Here is a 25509-nt window from a genome sequence, read left to right on the forward strand (position 1 = left end):
GGAGCGCAGGAGCAGGCGTGGACGTACGGGGCACGGTGGCGGCCGGATTCGAACCGGTCAGGGACGCCTTCGTCCGTAACTTCGAGCAGCGCGGCGAACGCGGAGCGGCCGTCGCGGTCTACCGGGACGGCCGCAAGGTCGTCGATCTGTGGGCCGGCACGAGAGACGTCGACGGAGCCGAACCATGGGCCGTCGACACCGTGCAGATCGTCCGCTCGGCGGGCAAGGGCATAGCCGCCGCCGTACCGCTGCTGCTGCACCAGCGCGGCCAGGTCGATCTGGACGCCCCGGTCGGCACGTACTGGCCGGAGTTCAAGGCCGCCGGCAAGGAACGTGTGCTCGTCCGCGACCTCCTCGCCCACCGGGCCGGAATCCCCGCCCTCGACTGCCCGTTGACGCCCTTTGAGGCCGCCGACGGGATCTCCGGTCCGCAGACCGTCGCGGCCCAGCGCCCCCAGTGGGAACCCGGCACCGACCACGGCTACCACGCCCAGACCTACAGCTGGCTGATCGGTGAACTGGTACGCCGGGTCACCGGCCGCACCGTGGGCCGCTGGATCGCCGAGGAGATCGCCCGCCCGCTCGGCCTGGACTTCTGGTTCGGCCTCCCGGCCGACGAGGCGCACCGGGTGGGCCGCATCGGACCCGTCGAACCCCCGGCCGCCGCGGGCAACGGCGGCGCCCTGCGGGTACGCCCCAAGCGGTCCGTCGTCGAGGCGTACCGCGACCCGGAATCCCTCACCCGCCGCGCCTTCGGGGCCATCGACCCCCTGCCCGACGAGAACGACCCCGCCTACCGGACGGCCGAACTCCCCGCCTCCAACGGCATCGCCACCGCCCGAGCCCTGGCCCGCTGCTACGCGGCGATGATCGGCCCGGTCGACGGCCACCGCCTGTTCGCCCCCGCCACGCTCACCCTCGCCCGCACCGAGGAATCGGCGGGCCCGGACCGGGTCCTGGTCGTCAACACCCGTTTCGGCCTCGGCTACATGCTGCACGGCCCGGCGGCCCCGCTGCTGGCCCCCGGCTCCTTCGGCCACCCCGGCCGGGGCGGCTCGCTCGGCTTCGCCGATCCCGAATCCGGCATCGCGCTGGGCTATGTGACGAACGGTCTGCAAAAAGGAGTTACCGCCGATCCCCGTGCCCAGGCCCTGGTCAGGGCAGTACGGTCGGCGCTATGACTCCTCCTCACCCTGCGGGTTCACGGTTCGACGGATACGGCGTTCTCATCACCGGAGCGGGCCAGGGCATCGGCGCCGCCACGGCCCGCCGACTGGCCTCGGAGGGCGCGCGCGTCCTGGTCACCGACCTGGACGGCGACCGCGCCGGACGCGCCGCCGCGGAGATACGCGAGACGGGCGCGACCGCCGAGTCGCTGCCCTGCGACGTGGGCGACCGGGCCGCGGTCGAGGCCGCGGTGGCCCACGCCGTCGCCGCCTTCGGCTCCCTCGACGTGCTGGTCAACAACGCGTACGCCTGCGCCGCCGACGCACCGCTCTTCGAGGACGAGCCCGACGAGGCGTGGCAGCGCGACCTGGACATCACGCTCACCGGCCCCTACCGCTGCGCCCGCGCCGCCCTGCCGCACCTGGTGGCCTCCGGCCGGGGCGCGATCGTCAACATCGGCTCGGTCAACGGCGAGCAGGACTTCGGCAACCACGGCTACAGCGCCGCCAAGGCCGGCCTGGGCAGCCTCACCCGTACTCTCGCGGGCCACGCGGGACCGCGCGGCGTACGCGTCAACATGGTCGCGCCCGGCACGATCCGCACGGACGCCTGGTCGGGCCGTGACGCCGAACTGTCCCGGGTGAGCGGCCTCTACCCGCTCGGCCGGGTCGGCGAGCCGGACGACATCGCGTCCGCTGTCGCCTTCCTCGCCTCGCGTGACGCGGCCTGGATCACGGGGACGACGCTGCGCGTGGACGGCGGGCTGACGGTGACGAACTACGGGTTCCGGCAGGCGGTTTCGGGGACCTGACCGATGCGGGCCCGGTCCGCCCCGCGCCCGTGTCAGGCGAGCGCGGGGTGGATGAGCCGCCCGTTGAGGATGAGGGAGGCGGCCTGCTTGAGGCGGCGCACCCGCACACTGATCTCGTAACCCCTGATGCCTTCGGTGCGGGCGAAGCGGCCGCTGAGGTAGCGGTAGAAGTCCGGGGCGTCCTTGCAGATGACCACGGCCATGATGTTGTGCCTGCCGCTGATGGCCGCGGCGAAGGCGCACTCGTCGTGCCCGCTGAGCTCCTCGCCGATCTGCTGAAGCCGGGGCAGGTCGACCTGGAGCCAGAGAGTGGCGTTGAGCCCGTAGCCGAGGCGTTCGGGCACGGTGTCGATGTCGTAGACCAGCGAGCCGGTCGCTTCGAGGGCCTCCAGCCGGCGGGCCACGCGCGGCTTGGACCAGCCGGTGACTTCCGCGAGGCGGGTGTGGGAGGTGCGGCCGTCCTCCGCCAGCGCTTCCAGGAGCGGACGGTCCTCCTCGGTCGGGGTGAGCGGGGGCCCGGTCGGGGTGGGGAGCTCCGCGGTCAGCAGCCGCACCTGCTCGTCGGTGAGCGAGCCCTCCCGCCCGGTCCAGCCGGCCGTGTCCGGGGAGCCGAAGGCGTGCACGAGCAGGTCGACGTTCAGGTCCAGGACCGAGGCGGCCCGGGGAAGCTGCCGCAGCAGCACGTCGTCGTGGGCGGTCCCGGCGGGCGAACGGATGATGCAGATGATCTCCGAACCGCCGGACGCGATGCTCGTGTACGCGACCTCCGGCCTGCGGGCCAGGGAATCCGCCAGGGGGCCCACGGCGTCCGGGCGGCAGCGCAGCCGCGCGATCCACTCGGACCGGCCGTGGGCGGCGGGGCTGCTCAGCCCGACGACGCGGACGACGCCGCTGCGGCGCAGGGCGTTGTAGCGGCGCGCCACGGTCTGCTCGGACACCCCGACGACCTCGCCGAGGCGGCGGAAGGAGACCCGCGGCGAGCAGTTCAGCCCATGGATGATTTTGCGGTCCAGATCGTCAGGCATGGATGAATAGTCACATGAGTACCGCCGTATCCAGAGGTTCTATGACGTATGCCGGGATCGCTTGGGGGTTCATCGACGGTCGGGGCGAAGCTGGTCGGCGGCTTTGCGGGTGATCCGGCGGACCGCGCGGAACGCGGTGGTACGCCGGTGCGCCCGGGAGCGGGCGCGCGCCGGACGGCGGTGCTCACATCGCAGCCGGTGCCCGCGCGGCACCCACCCCCGCAGCAGAAGGAACCTCTTCGTGAATTCCGCAACGACACAGGACAGATCAGGGCGGGGCGTCACGCTCGGCATGGCTTGCCTGGGCGTCTTCGTCGCCTACCTCCCCGTGACCACCGTGTCGGTGAGCCTGCCGGCCGTCCAGCGGGCCCTGGGCGCCTCCACGTCCCAGCTGTCCTGGGTCTCGGACGCCTTCGTGCTGCCGATGGCCGCGCTGATCCTGGCCACCGGGGTGTGGGGCGACGTCCACGGCCGCAAGCGGGTCTTCCAGGCGGGCATGGCCCTCTGTGCGCTGGGCGCGGCGATCTCGCTGTCCTCGGACTCGGTGCAGGCCCTGTGGGCCGGGCAGGCCGCCTCCGGGCTGGGGGCGGCGGCGCTGCTGCCCACGACGCTGGCCCTGATCAGTCACGCGGTCCCCGACCACCGGGAGCGGGGCAGGTTCATCGGCCTGTGGGCGATGTCCCTGATGGCTTCGCTCGCCGTGGGCCCGCTGATCGCGGGTGTGCTGCTGGAGCATGTCGCGTGGCGCTGGATCTTCCTCCTGCCCGTGCCGGTCTCCCTGATCGTGCTGGTCGTCGCGGCGTTCCTGCTGCCCGACTCGCGCGCCCCGCACGGCCGCCGGCTCGACTGGCCCGGACAGATCAGTGCGGCCGTCGCGGTCACCGCGGTCGTCTACGGCGTCATCGAGGGCGGAGCGGGCGGCTTCGGCGAGCCCGCCGTGGTGACGGCCCTGGTGCTCGGCGCGGTCGCCGCCGCCGTGTTCGTCGCCGTGGAGCGCCGCAGCGCGAGCCCGATGCTCGACCTGGCGCTGTTCCGCAGCCCGGCCTTCACCGCCACCGCCCTGGTCGCCATGATCAGCTTCCTCGGGCTGATCGGCTTCTTCTTCGTGCTGAGTCTCTACTTCGGCATGGTTCAGCACCTGACCACGATCGAGGCGGCGCTGCGGATGGTGATGGTGTCCGGTGTGTCCCTCGTCGTCGGCGCGCCCGTCGGACGCCTGACGCACCGGGTCTCCGCCCGGGTCCTGATCACCACGGGCCTGGTCGTCGCGGCGGGCGCGATGCTCTCGCTGACCGGCGTCGACGCCCACACCTCCTACGGCTCGATCGTCTGGCGGCTGGCCCTGCTGGGCCTCGGCATGGGCGCCGTGCTCACCCCGATGACCGCCTCCGCGGTGTCCTCCGTCCCGTACCACCTGGCCGGGATGGCCGCCGCCGGGAACAACGCCTTCCGCCAGCTCGGTGGCGCCCTCGGCCCCGCCGTGCTCGGCGCCCTGCTGACCACCCGAGCCCTGGACGCGCTGCCCGGCCGCCTCGCCTACGCGGGGGTGCCCGCCGAGGCCCGCGACCGCGTCCTCGACACTGCCCGCGAGCAGGGACTCGGCGCCGTGGCCGGGCTCGACCTGGACGCCGCCACCGGACCGGCCCTGTCCGCCCTGGGCGACTCCTTCCTCGACGGCATGCGGCTGTGTTTGACCGTCTCGGCATCGCTGGCCCTGCTGGCCGCCCTCGCCTGCGCCGTGCTCCTGCGCCCGGCCGCCGAGCCGGCGGCCCCGGCTGTCCCGACGGCCCCGGCCGCCGAGGAACCGCCGGCCCGCCTGGCGTCGGTCCCGGCGAGCTGAGCGCGGCGGGACCCGAAGCACCGGCTTCCGGACACCCGACCGCCCCGCCATGCGTGGCACGGCGGGGCGGGGCGGGCGGTGCGGGGGCGGTTCAGGTCAGACGGCGCCGAACTCCCCGGCCTTGACGCCCGCAACGAAGCTGGCGAAGGAGGCGGGGGAGGTGCGCAGCACGGGGCCGCCCGGGTTCTTGGAGTCGCGGACGGGGACGATGCCGCGCGAGGCGGCGAGGTTGATGGCAGCCTCCACGCAGTCGCCGCCGTTGGAGCTGTACGAAGACTTGAACCAGCGGGGCTCGTTAGTCACGGGTCTTCCCTTTCATGCCTGCTTGATCATCGCCACGGATGCCGCTTGGGAGAGCGCTTCGGCCTGTAGCTGATGGTAGGCCGTCAGCAGAGGCAGAACGGAAGTGCTCTCGCGGTCCACGTGCCCCTGTGAGTGGGATTCGGCGTACGAGACCATGGACCGGTCGGGAAGAGTGAGCAAGTTGACCGGCAGGTTGAAGGGGCGACGCTCCCCTATGCCGAAAGGTGCCACTTGGAGGGCCGTGTTGGGAAGAGCGGCGAAATCGGCCAGCTTCTGGATCTGCGACTCCATGACCTCGGGACCGCCGATCGGGCGGCGGATGCAGCTTTCGTCCATCACCACGATGAGCATGGGTGGACGCGCCCTCGCTAGCGCAGCCTGTCGTTGAGCCAGGAACGAGACGCGCTCCTCCGCCTGTTCGGGTGTGATGGAGCCGCGCCACACGTCGCCGTTCGCCAGCGCTCTTGCGTACTCCCGGGTCTGTAGCAGCCCGGGGATGATCCCGATCTGGAACAGTCGGATCTCCGTTGCCCGGCCTTCGTATCCGACGTACTCCGGGAAGCCCTCCAGTAGGTTGCCGTGCTTGATCTCGCGCCATTCGCGCTCGAACGAATCGGCGGTGTTGGTCGTATCCAATGCCACGTCGACGCGGCGTGAGAACGGCAGAGTCGGTGATTTACGACCAGTTTCGAGTGCCGAGATATGCCTGCCCGTGCAGCCGACCAGCGCACCGACGTGATCCTGGGTCCAGCCGCGCTCTTCGCGCAGCCTGCGTAAACGTGCGCCGAAAGCTGCTTGAGGGCTTGCTTCAGGGTTCAACTCCTTGCGGTTTACCAATGTGTCCTCCTTCTCGGCCATGTTGATGACATCTCGACTCTAGGCCACGCTGAAGCCTCCTGGTAGTGGGATGACTACGGAGCGGAGTTGACGTGCCCGAAGACGACGACAGTGCCCTGACTCATCACGACCCACCTCAAGTCCCCTCGCCCGGAACGCTTTTCCGGGATACCGGCCATGGCGACCGGGTGGGTGAGTTCCGCGGGGTTGCCGGTCCGTACTGGTCATTGCGGCCGGTCGGTGGCGGTGTGGAATGGGAGGCGGAACCCGAGTGGGTCCGGGCGCTGACTCCGGCCGAGAGGCTGAGCGTGGAGAATGCGTTGCGGAATCTGCGGAGCAGCCGAGGTGGGCTGTGAACGGGGCGGCGGTGCCGGAGGGTTACCGGTGCGAGGCGCTGGCCATGGAGTGCTTCGGGGGCATGGGGAAGATGGAGAGACACGTGCTGGGCACGTTCCGGACCATCTCCCCGGTGCTGGCGCTGCGGTGGCTGGGCGGTCAGGCGTTGTGGATCGCGGACTGGATCGAGGCCGATCCCGACGCCGATCCCGACGCCGACTCCGGCTTCGGCCCGCGATCGGACCTGGAGCGTTCGGCGTGGGTGCAGCCCTTGCAGCGGCTGCCGGTCGGCTCCACGCCCGACCGCCCCGCCGAGCTCCGTGCCTGGCACGCGGACCGGCAGGGCCAGCGCGCGGCCCAGGCACACATCAAGGGCGGCAACCCGTTCCTCGTCGTCGTCCCCGCCACCGACTTCACGTACACCCTCTCCGTGCACCCTGATTGAGCAAGGGGCAAAGCCGCAGGGTCGTCGTGCTCAACTCGTGTGCAGCATCAGCCCGATGCCGACCACCATCAGCCCCGCCGCCGCGATCCGCGGTGCGCCGAACCGCTCCTTGAAGAACAGCGTTCCGATGGCCGCTCCGACGATGATCGACGACTCGCGCAGCGCCGCGATCGGGGCCAGGGCGGCCCGCGTCTGGGCCCACAGGACGAGGCCGTACGCCGTCACCGACAGGGCCGCGCCCAGCAGACCGCGCACGGCGAACGGGCGTAGGGCGGGCAGGAGTTCGGCGCGGCGACGGTACAGCGCGTAGGCCGGGATGGCCAGTCCCTCCAGGATCATCAGCCAGGCGATGTAACCGAGCGGGGTGCCGGAGGCGCGTACCCCGACGCCGTCCACCGTGGTGTATCCGGCGATGGCCAGGCCGGTCGCGACGGCGGCCAGCAGCGCCGGCCAGTCCGGGCGGCTGCCGGAGCCGCGGATGCCCCAGAGGGCCAGCCCGACCAGCCCCGCCGAGGCCACCGCGACGCCCGCGGTGGCCCAGCCGTCGGGGTGTTCACCGACGAAGACGGCGGCGAGAACGGTCACCACCAGCGGCGCGGTGCCCCGGGCGATCGGATACATCTGGCCGAAGTCGCCCAGGGTGAACGAGCGCATCAGCAGCATCATGTACGTCACGTGCAGTGCGGCCGAGACGAGGAGATACGGCCAGGCCCCGGCGGCGGGGAAGGGGACGAAGCAGGCGGCGGCCGCACCGATCAGCACCCCGCCCCCGGAGATCAGGGTGAAGGAGAGGAGCTGATCCTTGATCGCGTGCGCGATCGCGTTCCAACTGGCGTGTGTGACCGCGGCGATCAGGACGGCGAGGGCGACCAGCGGCGTCACTCCGACTGCTCGCGCACATCCACCACGGTTCCGCCGGCGTGCGCGATCAGCGACTTGGGGTCGAGGGGGAAGACCGTGTGCGGGGTGCCCGCCGCCGCCCACACCACGTCGTGGTCCAGCAGCCCGCTGTCGGCCAGCACCCGGGTCTTCGTACGGTGCCCGAAGGGCGGCACGCCCCCGATGGCGTACCCGGTCGTCTCCCGGACCAGGTCCGCCCCCGCCCGCTTGACCTTCCCGGCGCCCAGTTCACCGCGTACGAGCTCCACATCGACGCGTGAGGAACCGTCCATCAGGACCAGCACCGGGACACCGTCGGCCTCGAAGATCAGCGACTTGACGATCTCGCTGAGCTCGCAGCCGATCGCGGCAGCGGCCTCGGCGGCGGTACGGGTGGCCTCCGGGAACCGGCGGATCTCGACCTGAAGGCCGAGTCCCCGCAGGGCCTCGGCGAATCGGGGGTGGGCTTCGGCGGCGGTGGCATCGGGAGTGCTCATGCCCCGCACGCTAGCGAACGCGGCACGGGGCGCGCGACGGGGTTGCGCACGTGCGGGGCCGGTGTGTGTCTCGATGTTGTCCCGTGCGCTGGCCGCCCAGGTTCTCGCCCCGGGCAGCGGCGGGCGGCCCGTTCGCCTTCGCTTTCTCACGACCCCGCGCGCAGCACCGACGCCACCACCGGGCCCGCCGCGTCGCCGCCGTGGCCGCCGGACTGGACCACGGCGGCGGCGGCCAGGTCGTTGCTGAAGCCGGTGAACCAGCTGTTGGACGTGGCCTGGCCGTCCACCTCCGCCGAGCCCGTCTTGGCGCCCTTGTCGCCGCCGACCGAGGCCATCGCGGCCTTGCCGGTGCCCCAACTCGCGGTCTGGCGCATCATGTTGGTGAGCTGCTGGGACACGGACGGGGACAGTGACCGGGAGGCGGTGGCGATCTGCCGGCCGTCGAGGTCCCGGTCCACGAGGATGGGCTGACGGAAGGTCCCGGTCTTCGCGGTGGCGGTGATGGACGCCATGTTGAGGGCGTTCATCTGGACGGTGCCCTGGCCGATGTACTGGGCGGCCGCCTCGCCCTGGGTCTCCTCGGGCACCTTGCCGTCGACGGAGACGACGCCGGTCTGCCAGTCCAGGCCGATGCCGAAGACGTCGCGGGCCTCCTTGGCGAGCGCCGCGTCGTCCTTCGTGTCGTCGATCAGCTTGATGAAGGCCGTGTTGCAGGAGCGGGCGAAGCTGGTCGTCAGGGTGCCGTCGGGGATGGAGAAGCCGTCCAGGTTCTTGAAGGTGCGGCCGTAGTACGTCGCGGTCGGCGGGCACTCGATCTTCTGGTCGGCCGAGGCGAGGCCCTTCTCGATCAGCATCGCCGCCGTGACGATCTTCATCGTCGAACCGGGCGCCTGCGTGCCCTGCATCGCCGCGTTGAATCCGGTGGCCGGGTTGTTGGCGACCGCGCGGATCGCGCCCGTGGACGGCCGGACCGCGACCACCGAGGCCTGGTTGAACTTCTTCACGGCCACCTCGGCCGCCGCCTGGGCGTCGGCGTCCAGCGTGGTTCGGAGCTTGCCAGGCTTGCCCTTGGTGAGGGTCAGCAGGGTCTTGTCGGGGCTGCCCGCGTCCGGGCTCTCGATCCAGGTCTCGATGCCCGCGGTGCCGCCGGCCTTCTCGCCGTACTTCTCGCGCAGGGTGTCCAGGATCGACCCCAGGGAGGGGTACTTCTCCTTGGTGAGGACCTTGCCGTTGTGGTCGACGGCCTCGATCGCCGGAGCCGACGCCTCGCCCGTCTTGAGCGACGCGCCCTTCGTCAGATCCGGATGGACCACGGAGGGAGCCCAGTCCACCAGCGGCCTGCCGGTGGTCAGGCCGCGCACCACGGTCAGTTCGGAGGCGTACGACAAGGGCTTGGACCTGCCCTCGAAGGAGACGGTCGCCTTCACCGTGTACGGCACCTTCGAGCCGACCGCCGCACCGGGAGTGATCACCGCCTTCGTGACATGGGCGCTCTCGCGGTAGTCCGTCAGCGCCGGTTCGGCCTCGGTCGGGTTGTTGGTGAGCTGCGACGCGACGGCCGCGTCACCGCTCGCCCAGGCCTTGAGGAACTTCTTGGACGCCTCGTCGATCTCCGCCTTGGTGACCGGACCCGTCTTCACCTTCGCGGAGGCGGTCTCGGTGTCCGTGCCACCGCCCCCGCCGCCCAGCCCGTCAAGGACGTTGTACGCGCCGTACCCCACTCCGCCGACCACGACCGCGAACACTCCGCCGACTATCGCGACCTTCGCTCCACTGCGCATGCCTGCAGTCCCCCTCCCCAGGAGCCCCCTTGAACGCGTTCAAGAGGATGCTGCTGGGCACCCTACGGGACGGTGGTGAGCGCCGGGACAGTTGTTATCGGAACGCGATATGTGTGGCGTGCGCACGTCGATCCGGACACATTCGGACGACGCGCTCCCGTCAGATCCAGGTGTCCAGCCACATCCGGTCGCGCCACGCACGTGCAATCGCGGCCGACTCTCGGCTGCCTCACGGCTGTTCACCTCCGTCGTGTGGGTGGCGACCTACTTCTCGGTAGCGCTTGCCGGTGCCGTACAGGGTCCTATCAGGTCCTATCAGGCCCTCTCTTCCAGATCTCGCTGGACGCGCGCGACGCCGAACAACCCTTGCCTAACCCCTAGGGGCGGGGATCCGCGCGATCCGACAAGCCCGGAGGGCAGGGAGGCCGCGCCGAGTGGGGCCGACGCGCCGGCCTGGCCCGCCACAGCCGCTCCCGAGGAGCGCGCCCCCGACAAGAACTTGGCCACCGGTCGGGCGCTCGACCCGCGCCGCTCCACCCGTACCACCGCCCGCAACACGGCAGAGATGCTGCACACGGTCCCTTGCTGCCCGCATGCGGCCGCGGACGGTGGTGCGGCGTCAACTGATCGACGCGGCCTTGTCGTTGACCTCCGCCCGCCGGTGCGGGCGGTCGCGGGGTGCGGCTGCCCGTCGGCGTGGCACGCAACAAGGCCGGCGTCGTCACCCACCCCGGCGGATGCCGGAACGCGGCAACCGTGTTCACCCGCTCCCGCTCGGACGCCGACGAGACAGCGATCGGCCGCGCCGTCGGCGCTGCGGCCGCCTGTGCCATCGCCGCGCTGCGGGCCCAGGCGTCCACGGCGTGACGGCCGACAGGCGGCCGATCGGCCACCGACCCGGACTGATGAACGACAAGCGCAGGACTCCAGCAGGACGTCGGTGCGTCGTCGTACACCACGAGTCGGATCACGGGCCCATCCCCGCGTCGTACCAGGTACGCGTGGGGCGGAACAGAGACTTGAGGCAATCCGAGACACCGATTCTGTACAGAGGACTGGCATGGCTCTACGAGGCGGACGAACGATTTCCGTGCTGACGGTCGGCGCGGCGACGGCCGTGATGGCAGCGCTCACCCCCGCGACGGCCTTCGCGGCGGGGGATCCGCTCCAGCAGTACGCGCAGCAGAAAATCCGTTGGGAGCGCTGCGATGCGAGCCGGCCGGCGGCGTTCGAGTGCGCGAAGGTCAAGGTGCCGCTGGACTACAGCCACCCCGGGGGCCGGAAGATCGACCTGGCGATATCGCGGATCAAGGCGGGCAGTGCGAAGAAGCGGCACGGCGTGCTGCTGATGAATCCCGGGGGCCCGGGAGTTCCGGGGCTGAGCATGCCCGAGGAGATGGAGCCGCTGCTGTCGGCGGAGGTACGAGAGCGGTTCGACCTGATCGGCTTCGACCCGCGCGGGGTCGGGCAGAGTTCGCCGATCGGCTGCGACCTCACGGGCGACGAACAGACCTTCCAGCACCCCTACAGCGCAAAGACGTTCGCGAAGGACGTGGCCCGGGCCCGGACGGTGGCCGACAAGTGCTGGGCCAAGGCGGGGGACGTGCTGCCGCACATCACCACCCGCAACACGGCACGGGACATGGACGTCGTCCGGGCGGCGCTGGGGGAGAGGAAGATCTCCTACTTCGGGTACTCGTACGGCACGTACCTGGGCGCCGTCTACACGCAGATGTTCCCCCAGCGTTCGGACCGGTTCGTGCTCGACAGCGCGCTCGATCCGACGCTCGCGTGGCGAGGGATGTTCCGGGGGTGGTCGGCGGGGGCCGAACTCGCCTTCACCCGGTGGACCGAGTGGGCCGCCGCGCGCAACGCCACGTACGGGCTGGGCACGACTCCGGCGGAGGTCCGCAAGACGTACGGGGAGCTCATCGCCCGCGCCGACCGCACGCCCGTCCCGACGAAGGGCGGGGCGCTCAGCGGTGGCGCCATCCGTTCCGAGTACGGTGCGTTCGTCCACGTCGCGACCGTCACCCCGTGGATCGTCGCGTTGAAGGCCGCGGCCGCGGGCGGACCGCCCGCGCCGGCCACGCCGACCGCGTCGGCGGTGTCCGACTCCGGCCCGGTCCGGTCCGCCGACGCGGGGGCGTTCGGTGCGGACGTTCCGGCGGACAACCAGTCCGCCGCCGTGTGGGCCGTCTTCTGCGGTGATACCCGCAGTTGGCCGAGCAACCCCGAGCAGTACCGCCGGGACGTGATCCGAGACCGAGCCAAGTACCCGCTGGCCGGTGACCTGGGTGCCAACATTCAGCCGTGCGCGTTCTGGAAGTCGGCGGGACGCGAGCCGGCCACCGTGGTGAGCAACGACGTCAACGCGCTGATCGTGCAGAACCAGTGGGACCCGCAGGCGACGCTGGCCATGGCGCAGGGCATGCGGCGGGCGCTGCACGGTGCGCGGATGGTCACGGTGGCGGGCGGTGAGGGCCATGGCGTGGTGGTGGCCGGCCCGTCCTGTGCGGACGCCGGCGTCATGCGGTACCTGAGCACGGGCCGGCTGCCCGCCAAGGACCTGACCTGCGGCGGCTAGTGCCGTGACCGCATCGGTTCGCCGGGCTGGTCAGGCTGCGATCGCGAGAGGGCGTCCGTCCCGGGGCACCGAGGATGACCGGCAATCACCGAGGGGCCGCAGTCGACGACTGCGGCCCACCGGTGCGTCTTCCCAGCTAGATCCAGGTGTCCAGCCACATCCGGTCCCGCCAGGAACCGTCGGGAATGGGCGTGCCCGTGTAGATCGGCCAGAAATAGATGAAGTTCCAGATGATCAGCAGCACCAGCACGCCCGCCGCGACCGCCCCCAGCGCCCGCCGCCGCTCCCCGGACGGATCGCCGGACATCAGGTCGCGTTCCCTCACCGGCCCGGTATCCGCCCCCCGACCCAGCAAGGCGCCGATCATCATCGTCACCGCCAGACACAGGAACGGCACGAACACGACCGCGTAGAAGAGGAAGATCGTCCGCTCCTGGTAGAAGAACCAGGGCAGCCAGCCCGCCGCCACTCCGCAGGCGATGGCCCCCGCCCGCCAGTCGCGCCGGAAGAACCAGCGCCACAGCACGTACACCAGGGCGAAGCACGCCGCCCACCAGAGCAGCGGAGTTCCGATGGCCAGCACCTCGCGGGAGCACTTGCCGGTCTCCGACGCCGCGCAGCCCGGCTGCTCCTCCCAGAAGTACGAGACGGGCCGGCCGAGCACGATCCAGCTCCAGGGATTGGACTGGTACGTGTGGCCGGACGTCAGATTCACATGGAATTCGTAGACCTGGTACTCGTAGTGCCACAGACTGCGCAGCCAGTCCGGCAGCCACGTCCAGTTGCCGCCCCTGCCCTCGGTCTGCGCCCAGTCGCGGTAGTAGCCCTTGCCGGTGACGATCCAGCCGGTCCAGGAGACGAGGTACGTGAGGATCGCGACCGGGACCGTCGAGACGAACGCCGGCAGCAGATCCCGCTTCAGCACCGCCGTGTACGGACGGACGGCCCCCGCCGTCCGCCGCGCGCCCACGTCCCACAGCACCGTCATCAGACCGAAGCCGGCCAGGATGTACAGACCGTTCCACTTGGTGGCGAAGGCCAGCCCCAGCATCAGACCGGCGGTGAGCCGCCAGGGGCGCAGGCCGAGGCGCAGATTCTCCGCGACCTCGGCATCGGGGCGCAGCACCCCCTCCTCGTCGACCGGCAGCGCGGCGGCGAGCCTGCGCCGCGCCCAGTCCCGGTCGATCAGCAGCGCGCCGAACGCCGCCAGCACGAAGAACATCAGCACCAGGTCGAGCAGCGCGGTGCGGCTCATCACGAAATGCAGACCGTCGACGGTGAGCAGCGCGCCCGCCAGGCACCCCAGGAACGTCGAGCGGAACAGGCGCCGCCCGATCCGGCACAGCATCAGCACCGACAGCGTGCCGAGCACCGCCACCATGAACCGCCAGCCGAACGGCGTGAAGCCGAAGATCTGCTCACCGAGGCCGATGATCCACTTGCCGACCGGCGGGTGCACCACATAGCCCGGATCCACCGGGACGTGCACCTTCGACGGATCGGCGAGGATCAGCTTGTCGATGTCCTTGGGCCAGTTGCCCTCGTACCCCTGGTTGATCAGCGCCCAGGAGTCCTTGGCGTAGTACGTCTCGTCGAATATCAGGGCGTGCGGGCTGCCCAGGTTCCAGAACCGCAGCACCCCGGCGACCAGTGCCACCAGCAGCGGACCGCCCCAGGCGGACCACCGCACCAGGCGCGCGGCCAGGGGCGGGGAGATGCCGAGTACCGCCCACAGCTGGGCGCCGGGCCGGGCGTACGGCGGAACCAGCCGTTCACGCAGCCCGATCCCGGGCCGGGGCGCATGGCCGAAGCGGCGCAGCCGCTGCTGCCAGGAGGCTGCTTCTTCGCCGTGCGGTTCCCCGGCGTCTTCGCCCTGCCGGGCTTCGGGCGCTGTACTCGTCACCGCGCCATCGTAGGGAACGCATCTGTGCGAGCGCTGTCGCCCGTGCTGGGAGGATGACTCTTGTGACTGGAACGACTGGAACGCTGGTACTCGCAGGAACGCCCATCGGCGATGTGGCGGACGCCCCGCCGCGCCTCGCCGCCGAACTGGAGACGGCCGATGTCGTCGCCGCCGAGGACACCCGACGGCTGCGCCGCCTCACCCAGGCGCTCGGCGTCCACACCACGGGGCGGGTCGTCTCCTACTTCGAGGGCAACGAGTCGGCCCGTACGCCCGAACTCGTCGAGGCACTGACCGGCGGGGCCCGGGTGCTGCTGGTCACGGACGCCGGGATGCCGTCCGTCTCCGACCCCGGCTACCGGCTGGTGGCCGCCGCGGTGGAGAAGGGCGTCAAGGTCACCGCGGTCCCCGGCCCGTCCGCGGTGCTGACCGCTCTCGCCCTGTCCGCGCTGCCGGTCGACCGTTTCTGCTTCGAGGGCTTCCTGCCGCGCAAGGCGGGCGAAAGGCTGGGCAGACTGCGCGAGGTCGCCGACGAGCGCCGCACCATGGTCTTCTTCGAGGCCCCGCACCGGCTCGACGACACCCTCGCGGCGATGGCCGAGGTCTTCGGCGCCGAGCGCCGGGCGGCCGTGTGCCGGGAGCTGACCAAGACGTACGAAGAAGTGAAGCGCGGCCCGCTGGGCGAGCTGGCGGCCTGGGCGGCAGAAGGGGTGCGCGGCGAGATCACCGTCGTCGTCGAGGGCGCGGCCGACTCCGGACCCGAAGAACTGGACGCCGCGGAGCTGGTGCGCAGGGTGCGGGTGCGCGAGGAGGCGGGGGAGCGGCGCAAGGAGGCCATCGCCGCCGTGGCCGCCGACGCGGGGCTGCCCAAACGTGAGGTGTTCGACGCGGTCGTCGCGGCAAAGAACGCGGCGCGAAACGGCCCTGCGGAGGGCAAAGGACGAGCCTAGAAGGCAAAGCGCGAGTCGCGCACCGAACCTTTCTGCCACGAGAAGGCCAAAAACGCTCCAACAGTCGACAGGGCCCGATGCGCTCCCGTCGGCAGGGGAGTCCACTGGACCGGGGACGCACTCCCCGGAGTGTTCGTCCGGCGGACAGAAGGAGCGGACATGAGCGAGATCGCAGCGGCCACGGTGCACGAGGCGTACGCATTCGCCTGCATGAGGTGCGGACACGGCTGGGAGCAGGCCTTCGAGATAGAGCACCACGTCGACGGTTCCAACAACGGCTTCGTCATATACAAGGCGGACGGGGAACGGGTGCCCTCACCCCTTTCCACGCCGACCTGCACGAACTGCGGCGGACACGTGGTCCGGATCATGCGGTCCGGCCGGGTCTCGACCGTCCAGAAGCTGCTCCGCGACCCCCGGCCGAAGCGGTCGGCGGGCAAGGGCGTCGACGCCCCGGAGGGCGAGGCCGCGGCCGTGGGCGCCGGGCACCACTGGCACCTGTCCGACCTGCTGCATCCCTTCCACCGCAAGTAGGGCGCCCGGCTTCCACCGCGGGCGGCGGTGCCCGGCTCCCACCGCGGGCGGGGTGTCGGCGCGGTCCTCGTACGATCGTCCTCATGAGCCGTACCGAAGCCCCGCCGTTGCCCGAACCCCTCCGGGTACCGGTCGCCGATTCGCACACCCACCTCGACATGCAGGACGCGACCGTCGAGGAGGGCCTGGCCAGGGCCGCGGCGGTCAATGTGACCACCGTGATCCAGGTGGGCTGCGACGTGGCCGGTTCACGGTGGGCCGCCGAGACCGCCGCCGCGCACGCGAACGTGCACGCGGCGGTCGCCCTGCACCCCAACGAGGCACCGCGCATCGTGCACGGAGACCCTGAGGGCCGATCGCGGCAGGGGGCACGGGAAGCGGGCGGAGAAGCGGCGCTGCACGAGGCACTCGCGGAGATCGACGCACTGGCCGCGCTCGACCACGTACGCGGTGTCGGCGAGACCGGGCTCGACCACTTCCGTACCGGCCCCGAAGGCATGGCCGCGCAGGAGGAGTCCTTCCGGGCCCACATCGAGATCGCCAAGCGGCACGGCAAGGCGCTGGTCATCCACGACCGCGAGGCGCACGCGGACGTGCTGCGCGTCCTCGCCGACGCCGGGGCCCCCGAGCGGACCGTCTTCCACTGCTACTCCGGCGACGCCGACATGGCCCGGATCTGTGCGGACGCCGGGTACTTCATGTCCTTCGCGGGCAATGTCACCTTCAAGAACGCCCAGCCGCTGCGCGACGCACTGGCCGTAGCGCCGATGGAGCTGGTCCTGGTGGAGACGGACGCACCGTTCCTGACCCCCGCTCCGTACCGGGGACGGCCCAACGCGCCCTATCTCATCCCGGTCACACTGCGCGCCATGGCAGCGGTGAAGGGCGTGGACGAGGACACCCTGGCGTCAGCCGTCTTCGACAACACCGCTCGCGCCTTCGACTACTGACGACCTGGGTCGATGACGGTACGTGGTCGCACCGTTTTGAAGAGTGACCGATGCTCCGCTATCGTCCCCGGGCGCCATCCGGCGACCGGCCGATCGGATCCTCGGGAGCGTCGTGAGCAGTTCGAAGGGCAGCCACCGTGCGGCACGTGGCAGAGGGCGTACGGTGTCGCCCGCCGTCCCCGCACCCGTCCCGTTCCATGAGCGGCTGACGCTCGCCGTGCGGGTGCTCCACACTCCGACGCTCGTCGGCCCGCGCGTGGTGCCCGCCCGGCCGTCGGTGCCCCGCGCCACCGGCGGCCAAGCAGCCACGCGCCGGGCAGCCACGCACCGGGCGGCCGCGCGCCGGGCCTCCCACCACCGCAAGGCGACCCTCCGGCCCGAGAACCTGCGCCGTCTCGTCCCCCAGGCCCTCGTCCTGGCTTTCCTGGCCGGTGGCACCACGGCGTTCATGGTCTGCGACAAGGGGGTGACGCTCGACATCGACGGCCGAACCCGCACCCTGCACACCTTCGCGGACGACGTCGGCGAACTCCTCGCCGACCAGGATGTCGTGCCCGCCGCCCGCGACGTCGTCACGCCCGCCGCCGGCAGCGCACTCGCCGACGGTGACGAGGTCGTCGTCCGGACGGGCAGGTAGTCGTCGTCCGGACGGGGAGACAGCGGAGGGCGCACACGCGGCCCGGCGGGCGAGCAGGCCGCGGAACGCCGCGTCGGCCGGGCTCGCCCGCCGGGCGAGAGGCCTTTCGCGAGACCGGGGCGAGCTCCGGGCCGCACCGCGGCCGTAGGCTTACCGGGTGAGCACCACTGAGCCCGACGCCCTCCTGGGCCCCGCAGACATCCGCGAGCTGGCGGCCGAGCTGGGCGTACGCCCGACCAAGCAACGCGGTCAGAACTTCGTCATCGACGCCAATACGGTCCGCCGGATCGTGCGCACGGCGGAGGTCCGCCCCGACGACGTCGTCGTCGAGGTCGGCCCGGGGCTCGGTTCGCTGACCCTGGCGCTGCTGGAGGCGGCGGACCGGGTCGTCGCCGTCGAGATCGACGATGTGCTGGCGGGCGCGCTGCCGGCCACGGTCGCCGCCCGGATGCCGGGGCGCGCCGACCGGTTCGCCCTGGTGCACTCCGATGCGATGCTGGTCCGGGAGCTGCCGGGCCCGGCGCCGACCGCGCTCGTCGCGAACCTTCCGTACAACGTCGCCGTGCCGGTCCTGCTGACCATGCTGGAGCGCTTCCCGTCCATCGAGCGGACCCTCGTCATGGTCCAGGCGGAGGTCGCGGACCGGCTGGCCGCCAGGCCGGGCAACAAGGTCTACGGCGTGCCGTCGGTGAAGGCCAACTGGTACGCGGACGTCAAGCGGGCCGGGTCCATCGGCCGCAACGTCTTCTGGCCCGCCCCGAACGTCGACTCCGGTCTGGTGTCGCTGGTCCGGCGCACCGAACCGGTCACGACGAGCGCGAGCAGGACCGAGGTCTTCGCCGTCGTCGACGCGGCCTTCGCCCAGCGCCGCAAGACCCTGCGAGCGGCCCTGGCCGGCTGGGCGGGGTCCGCCCCCGCCGCCGAGGCGGCCCTGGTCGCGGCCGGGATCTCGCCCCGGGCCCGCGGTGAGTCCCTGACGGTCGAGGAGTTCGCCGCCATCGCCGAGAACAAGCCCGCCGAGGCCGCCGGGACCGATGACAACCAGCCCTCCGGGAGTGGCGAGTGAGCGTCACCGTCCGCGTACCCGCCAAGGTCAACGTCCAACTCGCGGTCGGCGCCCCGCGCCCCGACGGCTTCCACGACCTGGCCAACGTCTTCCTCGCCGTCGGCCTGTACGACGAGGTCACCGTCACCCCCGCCGACGGGTTGCGCGTCACGTGCTCCGGCCCGGACGCCGCGAAGGTCCCGCTGGACGCCACGAATCTCGCCGCCCGCGCCGCGATCGCACTGGCCGAGCGGCACGGCATCGCACCCGATGTGCACATCCACATCGCCAAGGACATCCCCGTCGCGGGCGGCATGGCGGGCGGCAGCGCCGACGGTGCGGCCGCACTGCTGGCCTGCGACACCCTCTGGTCCACCGGCGCCACGCGGCAGGAGCTGCTCGACATCTGCGCGGAGCTGGGCAGTGACGTCCCGTTCAGCCTGGTCGGCGGCGCGGCCCTCGGCGTCGGGCGCGGTGAGCGGCTGACCCCGATCGATGTCGGCGGGACCTTCCACTGGGTCTTCGCGGTCGCCGACGGCGGGCTCTCCACCCCGGCCGTCTACGGCGAGTTCGACCGGCTCACGGCCGGTACGGACGTCCCCGACCCCGCCGCCTCCGCCACGCTCCTGGACGCGCTGCGGTCCGGAGACACCGCCGCGCTCGCGGGCGCCCTGAGCAACGACCTCCAGCCCGCCGCGCTCTCGCTGCGCCCCTCCCTGGCCGACACCCTCGCCGCGGGCACCGGGGCCGGTGCCCTGGCCGCCCTGGTCTCGGGCTCCGGGCCGACCACCGCGTTCCTGGTGGCGGACGAGGAGTCGGCACGGAAGGTGACCGAGGCGCTGATCACCTCGGGGACCTGCCGGAACGCACGGGCCGCGATGTCCCCGGCGCCGGGCGCCACGGTCCTCTGACAGGACCATGCCTGCCGCTACCGGCCGTAGTGGTAGCGGCAGGCAGCGATGCGGGCCTCTTCGTCCACGACTTTGTAGATGAGCCGGTGCTCATCGGTGATCCGACGGGACCAGAACCCCTGGAAGCCGTGCTTCAGGGGCTCCGGTTTGCCCATACGTACAGAAAAATGTACGTCTTGCGGAAGAGGGGCGGCAAGGGCGAGCGGACGTCCCGTCCCTGTCGCCCCGTACCCTGGGAAGCCGATCGATCCCCCGGGAGCAGGAGCGAAATGGCCGTCAATCTGATCAATGTCGAGCAGGTCAGCAAGGTGTACGGCACCCGTGCCCTGCTCGACGGTGTGTCCCTCGGGGTGTCCGAGGGGGACCGGATCGGTGTCGTGGGCCGCAACGGCGACGGCAAGACGACCCTCATCCGGATGCTCGCCAGGCTGGAGGAGGCGGACAGCGGCCGGGTCACCCACAGCGGCGGGCTGCGCCTCGGCGTGCTCACGCAGCACGACTCGCTGGACCCGGAGGCGACCATCCGCCACGAGGTGATCGGCGACCTCGCCGACCACGAGTGGGCGGGCAGCGCCAAGATCCGTGACGTGCTCACCGGACTCTTCGGCGGGCTGGCCCTGCCGGGCTTCGAGCACGGCCTGGACACCGTCATCGCGCCGCTGTCCGGCGGCGAGCGGCGCCGGATCGCGCTGGCCAAGCTGCTCATCGCCGAGCAGGACCTGATCGTCCTCGACGAGCCGACCAACCACCTCGACGTCGAGGGCATCTCCTGGCTGGCCGGCCATCTGCGGGTACGCCGATCGGCGCTCGTCTGCGTCACCCACGACCGCTGGTTCCTCGACCAGGTCTGCACGCGCATGTGGGACGTCCAGCGCGGCACGGTCCACGAGTACGAGGGCGGTTACAGCGACTACGTCTTCGCACGGGCCGAGCGGGAGCGGATCGCCGCGACCGAGGAGTCCAAGCGGCAGAACCTGATGCGCAAGGAGCTCGCCTGGCTGCGCCGCGGCGCCCCCGCCCGTACCTCCAAGCCGCGCTACCGCATCGAGGCGGCCAACGAACTGATCGCCGACGTGCCGCCGCCGCGCGACACCAGCGAGCTGATGAAGTTCGCCAACGCGCGGCTCGGCAAGACCGTCTTCGACCTGGAGGACGTGACCGTCCAGGCGGGCCCCAAGACGCTGCTCACCCACCTCACCTGGCAGCTCGGCCCCGGTGACCGGATCGGTCTGGTCGGGGTCAACGGCGCGGGCAAGACCTCGCTGCTGCGGGCCCTCGCCGAGGCGGCCCGTACCCAGGGCGAGGCGCAGCCCGCCGCCGGGAACATCGTCGTCGGCAAGACGGTCAAGCTGGCCTACCTCTCCCAGGAGGTCCACGAACTCGACCCGAACCTGCGGGTGCTGGAAGCGGTTCAGCAGGTACGGGACAGGGTCGACCTGGGCAAGGGCCGGGAGATGACCGCGGGGCAGCTCTGCGAGCAGTTCGGCTTCTCGAAGGAGAAGCAGTGGACCCCGGTGGGCGACCTCTCCGGCGGTGAGCGGCGCAGGCTCCAGATCCTGCGCCTGCTGATGGACGAGCCGAACGTCCTCTTCCTCGACGAGCCCACCAACGACCTCGACATCGAGACCCTGACCCAGCTGGAGGACCTCCTCGACGGCTGGCCCGGATCGATGATCGTGATCTCGCACGACCGGTTCTTCATCGAGCGGACCACGGACCGGGTGATGGCGCTGCTCGGAGACCGCGCACTGCGGATGCTGCCGCGCGGGATCGACGAGTACCTGGAGCGCAGGCAGCGGATGGAGGAGGCGGCGACCCCCTCCGCCGCACCCGCTGCGGCCAAGGAGAAGACCGCGCCGGTCACGGCCGTCTCCCCGCAGGCCGCCCGTGCGGCGAAGAAGGAACTCCAGAAGGTGGAACGGCAGCTCGACAAGATCTCGACCCGGGAGACCACGCTGCACGCGCAGATCGCGGAGCACGCCACGGACTTCGAGAAGGTGGCGAAGCTGGACGCGGAGCTGCGTGAACTGGTCGCGGAGCGCGACGAGTTGGAGATGCGCTGGCTGGAACTGGCCGAGGAGGCCTGATCGCTGAGGCGCTTTCGGTGTGACCGGTGTGACCGGTGTGACCGGTGTGACCGGTGTGGCCTGTGGGGCGGGTGATAGAAAGAACGCTCGCCCGGCGCAGGTACAGAAGCCGGACCGGTCCGCACGAAGGGGGACGTGCTGATGACCCAGCCGCCCGGCCAGCAACCGCCGCAGGGGGGCTTCGGGGCTCCGTACGATCCGCCGCCGACGCCCGGCCAGGCCCCGGGCCCGTACGGCGCGCCCGGCCAGGTTCCGGGGCCGTACGGCGCTCCGCAGCCCGGTTCGTACGGCGTGCCCACGCAGCCGGGGCCGTACAACGCTCCCACGCAGCCGGGGCCGTACAACGCCCCCACGCAGCCCGGCCCCTACGGCCAAGCGCCGCAGCCGCAGTCCGGATTCGGCCCGCAACCACAGCCGGAGCCCGGCGGCGGAGGGTTCTTCCGGGGCCGGCGCGGGGCGGTCATCGGCGGCGTGCTCGCGGTGGTGCTGCTGGCCGGCGGCGGCATCTGGTTCGCCAGGAGCGGTGGCGACGAACCGAAGCCCACCGCGAAGGCGAGCACCGATCCCGGACCGAGCCCCACCGGCGACGGGGGCAACGGCAAGACCAGGGAGCCGAGTCCGGCCCCGCGCGACCTCCGCGCGGAGGCCGACGCGCTCAACGCCGGGCGCCGGAAGGGCGAGGCGAAGGTTCTCTGGCTCCAGGAGGGCGGCGTCGATCTGCCGCGCAACGGCTCGGACGTGTACGGCCCCTGGATCGTCGGCGACACCATCGTCAAGGGCATGTTCCACACGCTCTCCGGATACTCGGTCACCGACGGTCGCCAGAAGTGGAGCCTTCGCATGCCGGCGGAACTGTGCGCGGCGCCCTCGCAGGCCACCGCCGACGGCAAGATCGTCCTCGGGATCAAGTCCGGCCACGGGGATCAGGCGTCCTGCGACGCGCTCCAGATGGTCGACCTCAGGACGGGCAAGGCCGGCTGGCACAAGACCTACAGGCGCCAGAGCGTCTGGGACGCGCTCTCCCACGTCGCGATGGCGATCAACGGCGACACCGTGACCGTGGGACGCACCAGCAGGACGGATGCCTTCCGGGTCAGTGACGGCAAGGTGCTCTGGGGCGAACTGCCGGGGAACTGCCAGCCGTTCGGCTTCGCGAGCGGTCCCGAGGGGATCGCCGCCACCAGCTGTCAGACGGCGGCCGACGACCACAAGGAACAGCAGGTGCAGCGGATCGACCCGGTCACCGGCAAGGTCCAGTGGACGTACAAGGTCAAGAAGGGCTGGCAGGTCGCGCAGTTCTACTCGGCGAGCCCACCGGTCGTCTCGCTGAAGCAGGACGACAAGTGGGCCATCGCCGTGCTCAACGAGAACGGCACCTACCGTTCCCAACTGGTCGGTGGCACCGAGGACTACGTGACCGAGTGCGACGACGAGCTGCTCACCGACGGCCAGAGCCTTGACGACTGCCTCGGCGTGGCGGCCGACGACCGGGCGGTCTACCTGGCGACGAAGCCCGACAAGACGGCCCGCAACCCCACCAACAAGGTCGTGGCCTTCGACCTGAACACGGGTCGGACCAAGTGGAAGGCCGCGGCGCCGGCGGGACAGACCCTGATGCCGATGCGGGTCGAGGGCGGCAGGCTGCTGATGTATCTGTCGGCGGGGAAGGACAAGGGCGGCGGTATCGCGTCCCTCCCGCCGACGGGCGGTACGCCGCAGATGGTGCTGCGGCACCCGGCGGCGGCCGCCGCGGTCGAAAGGGACTTCTTCGCTTCCCGGGTCGCCTATCTGAACGGGCGCAGTTTCCTCGTGCACGCGAGGATCAGCGGGATCGACGACGAGGCGGAGAAGTCGATGAAGTCGATCGTGGGCTTCGGCAACTGACGGTCCGAGGCGTAACGGCGGCATCACAGGCCGGTTCTCCCTTGGGAACAGGGGGCGGACCGGCCCGGTGGGCGGGAGTTGCGGGTGGTACAAAGAAGCCCCGCTCGACTGTCGTAACACGCGGGATCCATGCCCGATTCGCTCCTTTCCGCGGAGTTCAGGGGGTCTTGTCGGGCCCCTTCGAGCCCTGCGGAATCGCGGGGGAGACCGGAACGGGCACCGGACCGCACGAAGGGGGACGTGCTGATGACCCAGCCGCCCAGCCAGCAACCGCCGCAGGGAGGCTTCGGCGCACCGCAGGAGCCGCCGCCGGGAAGTCCTCAGCCGCCCCAGGGCCCGCCGCAGACCCCACCGGCTCCGCAGACCCCGCCGCCCGCCCAGCCCGGTTACGGTCACCCGCAGACGCCCGGTCAGGCGCCGGGCCAGGCCCCCGGTTACGGCTACCCCCAGCAGCCGGGCCAGCAGCCCGGCCCGTACGGTCAGCAGCCCGGTCCCTATGCCCAGCAGCCGGGTCCCTACTCCCAGCAGCCCGGTCCGTACGGTCAGCAGCCCGGCCCGTACGGTCAGCCGACGCAGCCCGGTTACGGCTACCCGCAGCAGCAGTACCCCGGCGCACCGGCTCCCGGCGCACCGGCCCCCGGCGGTCCGGGCGGTGGCAACTTCTTCAAGCGCAAGCCCGCGCTGGTGATCGGCGCCGCTGCCGCCGCGCTCCTGGTGATAGGCGGCGGAGTCTTCCTCGCCACGAACGGGGGCGGCGAGGACAAGAAGCCCGTCGCGCAGAAGAGCGGCGACGCCAAGCCGAGCGGCTCACCGTCCGTCAACGAGGGCGACGGCAACGGCGACGGCCGCCAGACCGATGACGACCTCAACGCCGGGCGCCAGAAGGGCGAGGCGAAGGTTCTCTGGCTGCAGAAGAACGATGTCGACCTGCCGCGCGACGGCTCGGACGTCTACGGCCCCTGGGTCGTCGGCGACACGATCGTCAAGGGCATGTACCGCACCGTCGCCGGCTACTCGGTGGCCGACGGCAAGCTGAAGTGGAAGCTGAAGCTGCCCGCCGACCTGTGCGCGGCGCCCTCGCAGGCCACCGCCGACGGAAAGATCGTCATCGGGGTCGAGAACGGCACCACCGACAAGGCGGACTGCGCGGACCTCCAGATGATCGACCTCAACACCGGCACGGCCGGCTGGAAGAAGTCGATCAAGAAGAACGGCATCTGGGACATGATGTCGGACATCTCGCTCACCATCAGCGGCGACACCGTGGCGGTCGGACGCACCGGCAACTCCAACGGCTTCCGGGTCAGCGACGGCAAGGAACTGTTCGGCAACCAGCCGGGCGACTGCCAGCCGTTCGCCTTCGCGGGCGGACCCAAGCTGATCGCCGCCTCCAGCTGCCGCACCGACAACGTCGACAATCCCCAGCACCAGATCCAGGAGATCGACCCGGTCACGGGGAAGCCCCGGTGGACGTACCGGATCAAGCGCGGATCGGAGATCGACCGGGTCTACTCGGTGAGCCCGCTGGTGGTCTCGCTGAAGAAGGACAAGTCGTGGAGCATCCTCGCGCTCAAGGAGAACGGCTCGTTCCGGTCCGGCGTCGTCAGCGACAAGGGCGACAAGTTCGCCCCGGACTGCGGTAACGTCTTCGCCGTCTTCGGTAAGTCCTTGGACGATTGCACCGGTGTCGCCGCCGACGCCAACACCTTCTACATGTCGACCGCGCCGGACTCCGGCAGCAGCACCGACACGAACAAGGTCGTGGCGTTCGACCTGAACACCGGTCGGCCCAAGTGGAAGGCCGCCGCCCCGGCCGGGCGCGTGGTGAAGCCGCTGCGCATGGAGGGCGGCAACGTACTGCTCTACGTGAAGGCCGGATACAACAAGGGCGGCGGGATCGCCACCCTCGCGCCGACCGGCGGCACGGTACAGATGCTGCTGAAGCACCCCGTGTCGACGTCCGGGATCGAGAACTCCTTCTACAACACCAGGATCGCCTACGCGGACGGCCGTTCCTTCATCCTGAGCGGACGGGTCAGCGCGCGGAACGACCAGGAAGAGCTGGAGACGAAGACCATGATGGCCTTCGGCAACTGACGG

Annotated in this window: 23 protein-coding genes and 1 pseudogene; 16 read left to right on the forward strand and 8 right to left on the reverse strand. The window is 71.2% G+C overall.

Annotated features, from left to right (window positions below):
* Positions 1-17: 17 nt before the first annotated feature.
* Positions 18-1181 carry a serine hydrolase domain-containing protein gene (locus ACF1B9_RS21200; protein WP_391743187.1) on the forward strand — a complete coding sequence of 388 codons (1164 nt, stop codon included), beginning with the start codon at positions 18-20 and terminating at the stop codon, positions 1179-1181.
* Entirely contained in the window at positions 1178-1978 is an 801-nt protein-coding gene (locus ACF1B9_RS21205) for an SDR family NAD(P)-dependent oxidoreductase (protein WP_391743142.1), read from the forward strand. The genes ACF1B9_RS21200 and ACF1B9_RS21205 overlap by 4 nt, the downstream gene beginning before the upstream one ends.
* 32 nt (positions 1979-2010) lie before the next feature.
* Here the strand turns inward: ACF1B9_RS21205 and ACF1B9_RS21210 are convergent, their stop codons facing one another.
* On the reverse strand, positions 2011-3003 hold the full coding sequence (locus ACF1B9_RS21210; RefSeq protein WP_391743140.1) for an Lrp/AsnC family transcriptional regulator: 993 nt from the start codon (positions 3001-3003) through the stop codon (positions 2011-2013).
* 292 nt (positions 3004-3295) lie between these two features.
* On the opposite strand from ACF1B9_RS21210, the gene ACF1B9_RS21215 reads away from it, so the two are divergent.
* Positions 3296-4843, forward strand: coding sequence for an MFS transporter (locus ACF1B9_RS21215; RefSeq protein WP_391743186.1), 1548 nt, complete (start codon positions 3296-3298; stop codon positions 4841-4843).
* Positions 4844-4939: 96 nt separating this feature from the next.
* Here ACF1B9_RS21215 and ACF1B9_RS21220 read toward each other — a convergent pair whose 3' ends face one another.
* Both ACF1B9_RS21220 and ACF1B9_RS21225 read right to left on the reverse strand, forming a co-directional pair.
* Entirely contained in the window at positions 4940-5146 is a 207-nt protein-coding gene (locus ACF1B9_RS21220; RefSeq protein WP_391743139.1) for a DUF397 domain-containing protein, read from the reverse strand.
* A gap of 12 nt (positions 5147-5158) precedes the next feature.
* Positions 5159-6004 (reverse strand): Scr1 family TA system antitoxin-like transcriptional regulator, encoded by an 846-nt coding sequence (locus ACF1B9_RS21225; RefSeq protein ID WP_391743138.1) that lies wholly within the window; start codon positions 6002-6004, stop codon positions 5159-5161.
* 95 nt (positions 6005-6099) lie between these two features.
* Here ACF1B9_RS21225 and ACF1B9_RS21230 point away from each other — a divergent pair, with 95 nt between their 5' ends.
* Positions 6100-6339 carry a hypothetical protein gene (locus ACF1B9_RS21230; protein ID WP_391743184.1) on the forward strand — a complete coding sequence of 80 codons (240 nt, stop codon included), beginning with the start codon at positions 6100-6102 and terminating at the stop codon, positions 6337-6339.
* The gene (locus ACF1B9_RS21235) at positions 6336-6764 is read left to right on the forward strand and encodes a hypothetical protein (protein ID WP_391795929.1); all 429 of its coding nucleotides are present in this window, start codon (positions 6336-6338) and stop codon (positions 6762-6764) included. The genes ACF1B9_RS21230 and ACF1B9_RS21235 overlap by 4 nt, the downstream gene beginning before the upstream one ends.
* Before the next feature lie 30 nt (positions 6765-6794).
* On the opposite strand, the gene ACF1B9_RS21240 is transcribed toward ACF1B9_RS21235, so the two are convergent.
* The 3 genes from ACF1B9_RS21240 to ACF1B9_RS21250 form a co-directional block, all read right to left on the reverse strand.
* Positions 6795-7646, reverse strand: a complete 852-nt coding sequence (locus ACF1B9_RS21240) for an EamA family transporter (RefSeq protein ID WP_391743136.1) — start codon at positions 7644-7646, stop codon at positions 6795-6797.
* The gene (locus ACF1B9_RS21245) at positions 7643-8140 is read right to left on the reverse strand and encodes a YbaK/EbsC family protein (RefSeq protein WP_391743135.1); all 498 of its coding nucleotides are present in this window, start codon (positions 8138-8140) and stop codon (positions 7643-7645) included. The genes ACF1B9_RS21240 and ACF1B9_RS21245 overlap by 4 nt, the downstream gene beginning before the upstream one ends.
* 146 nt (positions 8141-8286) lie before the next feature.
* Positions 8287-9921, reverse strand: coding sequence for a penicillin-binding transpeptidase domain-containing protein (locus tag ACF1B9_RS21250; RefSeq protein WP_391743134.1), 1635 nt, complete (start codon positions 9919-9921; stop codon positions 8287-8289).
* 696 nt (positions 9922-10617) lie between these two features.
* On the opposite strand from ACF1B9_RS21250, the gene ACF1B9_RS21255 reads away from it, so the two are divergent.
* Both ACF1B9_RS21255 and ACF1B9_RS21260 read left to right on the forward strand, forming a co-directional pair.
* Positions 10618-10788 carry a hypothetical protein gene (locus ACF1B9_RS21255; RefSeq protein WP_391795930.1) on the forward strand — a complete coding sequence of 57 codons (171 nt, stop codon included), beginning with the start codon at positions 10618-10620 and terminating at the stop codon, positions 10786-10788.
* A gap of 193 nt (positions 10789-10981) precedes the next feature.
* Positions 10982-12508: an alpha/beta hydrolase gene (locus ACF1B9_RS21260; RefSeq protein WP_391795931.1), complete on the forward strand. Its 1527-nt coding sequence runs from the start codon at positions 10982-10984 to the stop codon at positions 12506-12508.
* Between the two features lie 136 nt (positions 12509-12644).
* Here the strand turns inward: ACF1B9_RS21260 and ACF1B9_RS21265 are convergent, their stop codons facing one another.
* Positions 12645-14411 (reverse strand): dolichyl-phosphate-mannose--protein mannosyltransferase, encoded by a 1767-nt coding sequence (locus ACF1B9_RS21265; protein ID WP_391743129.1) that lies wholly within the window; start codon positions 14409-14411, stop codon positions 12645-12647.
* A 53-nt stretch (positions 14412-14464) separates the two neighbouring features.
* On the opposite strand from ACF1B9_RS21265, the gene rsmI reads away from it, so the two are divergent.
* From rsmI to ACF1B9_RS21295, 6 genes are all read left to right on the forward strand, one after another.
* Positions 14465-15361, forward strand: a complete 897-nt coding sequence (gene rsmI / locus ACF1B9_RS21270; protein WP_391743127.1) for a 16S rRNA (cytidine(1402)-2'-O)-methyltransferase — start codon at positions 14465-14467, stop codon at positions 15359-15361.
* A 159-nt stretch (positions 15362-15520) separates the two neighbouring features.
* Positions 15521-15895 carry a hypothetical protein gene (locus tag ACF1B9_RS21275; RefSeq protein WP_391743126.1) on the forward strand — a complete coding sequence of 125 codons (375 nt, stop codon included), beginning with the start codon at positions 15521-15523 and terminating at the stop codon, positions 15893-15895.
* 83 nt (positions 15896-15978) lie between these two features.
* Complete coding sequence (locus ACF1B9_RS21280) at positions 15979-16845, forward strand: TatD family hydrolase (RefSeq protein ID WP_391743125.1); 867 nt, start codon at positions 15979-15981, stop codon at positions 16843-16845.
* 112 nt (positions 16846-16957) lie between these two features.
* Positions 16958-17482, forward strand: a complete 525-nt coding sequence (locus ACF1B9_RS21285) for a ubiquitin-like domain-containing protein (RefSeq protein ID WP_391743124.1) — start codon at positions 16958-16960, stop codon at positions 17480-17482.
* A gap of 157 nt (positions 17483-17639) precedes the next feature.
* The gene (gene rsmA, locus ACF1B9_RS21290; RefSeq protein ID WP_391743122.1) at positions 17640-18548 is read left to right on the forward strand and encodes a 16S rRNA (adenine(1518)-N(6)/adenine(1519)-N(6))-dimethyltransferase RsmA; all 909 of its coding nucleotides are present in this window, start codon (positions 17640-17642) and stop codon (positions 18546-18548) included.
* Entirely contained in the window at positions 18545-19438 is an 894-nt protein-coding gene (locus tag ACF1B9_RS21295; RefSeq protein ID WP_391743121.1) for a 4-(cytidine 5'-diphospho)-2-C-methyl-D-erythritol kinase, read from the forward strand. The genes rsmA and ACF1B9_RS21295 overlap by 4 nt, the downstream gene beginning before the upstream one ends.
* A gap of 17 nt (positions 19439-19455) precedes the next feature.
* Here ACF1B9_RS21295 and ACF1B9_RS21300 read toward each other — a convergent pair.
* A pseudogene (locus ACF1B9_RS21300) lies at positions 19456-19593 on the reverse strand (Txe/YoeB family addiction module toxin); the annotation flags it as partial.
* A gap of 114 nt (positions 19594-19707) precedes the next feature.
* On the opposite strand from ACF1B9_RS21300, the gene ACF1B9_RS21305 reads away from it, so the two are divergent.
* From ACF1B9_RS21305 to ACF1B9_RS21315, 3 genes are all read left to right on the forward strand, one after another.
* Positions 19708-21525 (forward strand): ABC-F family ATP-binding cassette domain-containing protein, encoded by a 1818-nt coding sequence (locus tag ACF1B9_RS21305; protein ID WP_391743119.1) that lies wholly within the window; start codon positions 19708-19710, stop codon positions 21523-21525.
* Positions 21526-21666: 141 nt separating this feature from the next.
* Positions 21667-23409 (forward strand): PQQ-binding-like beta-propeller repeat protein, encoded by a 1743-nt coding sequence (locus ACF1B9_RS21310; protein ID WP_391743118.1) that lies wholly within the window; start codon positions 21667-21669, stop codon positions 23407-23409.
* 246 nt (positions 23410-23655) lie between these two features.
* Entirely contained in the window at positions 23656-25506 is a 1851-nt protein-coding gene (locus tag ACF1B9_RS21315) for a PQQ-binding-like beta-propeller repeat protein (protein WP_391743116.1), read from the forward strand.
* Positions 25507-25509: the final 3 nt, after the last annotated feature.

It is taken from the genome of Streptomyces sp. NPDC014727, assembly GCF_043083485.1.
GTDB lineage: Bacteria > Actinomycetota > Actinomycetes > Streptomycetales > Streptomycetaceae > Streptomyces.

What these genes read in the sequence shown, in the direction of transcription:
- ACF1B9_RS21250 (WP_391743134.1), bottom strand. Translation starts at nt 9,921, where the DNA reads ATGCGCAGTGGAGCGAAGGTCGCGATAGTCGGCGGAGTGTTCGCGGTC.
- ACF1B9_RS21210 (WP_391743140.1), bottom strand. Translation starts at nt 3,003, where the DNA reads ATGCCTGACGATCTGGACCGCAAAATCATCCATGGGCTGAACTGCTCG.
- ACF1B9_RS21310 (WP_391743118.1), top strand. Translation starts at nt 21,667, where the DNA reads ATGACCCAGCCGCCCGGCCAGCAACCGCCGCAGGGGGGCTTCGGGGCT.
- ACF1B9_RS21260 (WP_391795931.1), top strand. Translation starts at nt 10,982, where the DNA reads ATGGCTCTACGAGGCGGACGAACGATTTCCGTGCTGACGGTCGGCGCG.
- ACF1B9_RS21225 (WP_391743138.1), bottom strand. Translation starts at nt 6,004, where the DNA reads ATGGCCGAGAAGGAGGACACATTGGTAAACCGCAAGGAGTTGAACCCT.
- ACF1B9_RS21305 (WP_391743119.1), top strand. Translation starts at nt 19,708, where the DNA reads ATGGCCGTCAATCTGATCAATGTCGAGCAGGTCAGCAAGGTGTACGGC.
- ACF1B9_RS21205 (WP_391743142.1), top strand. Translation starts at nt 1,178, where the DNA reads ATGACTCCTCCTCACCCTGCGGGTTCACGGTTCGACGGATACGGCGTT.
- ACF1B9_RS21280 (WP_391743125.1), top strand. Translation starts at nt 15,979, where the DNA reads ATGAGCCGTACCGAAGCCCCGCCGTTGCCCGAACCCCTCCGGGTACCG.
- ACF1B9_RS21275 (WP_391743126.1), top strand. Translation starts at nt 15,521, where the DNA reads ATGAGCGAGATCGCAGCGGCCACGGTGCACGAGGCGTACGCATTCGCC.
- ACF1B9_RS21245 (WP_391743135.1), bottom strand. Translation starts at nt 8,140, where the DNA reads ATGAGCACTCCCGATGCCACCGCCGCCGAAGCCCACCCCCGATTCGCC.
- ACF1B9_RS21315 (WP_391743116.1), top strand. Translation starts at nt 23,656, where the DNA reads ATGACCCAGCCGCCCAGCCAGCAACCGCCGCAGGGAGGCTTCGGCGCA.
- ACF1B9_RS21215 (WP_391743186.1), top strand. Translation starts at nt 3,296, where the DNA reads ATGGCTTGCCTGGGCGTCTTCGTCGCCTACCTCCCCGTGACCACCGTG.
- rsmI (WP_391743127.1), top strand. Translation starts at nt 14,465, where the DNA reads ATGACTCTTGTGACTGGAACGACTGGAACGCTGGTACTCGCAGGAACG.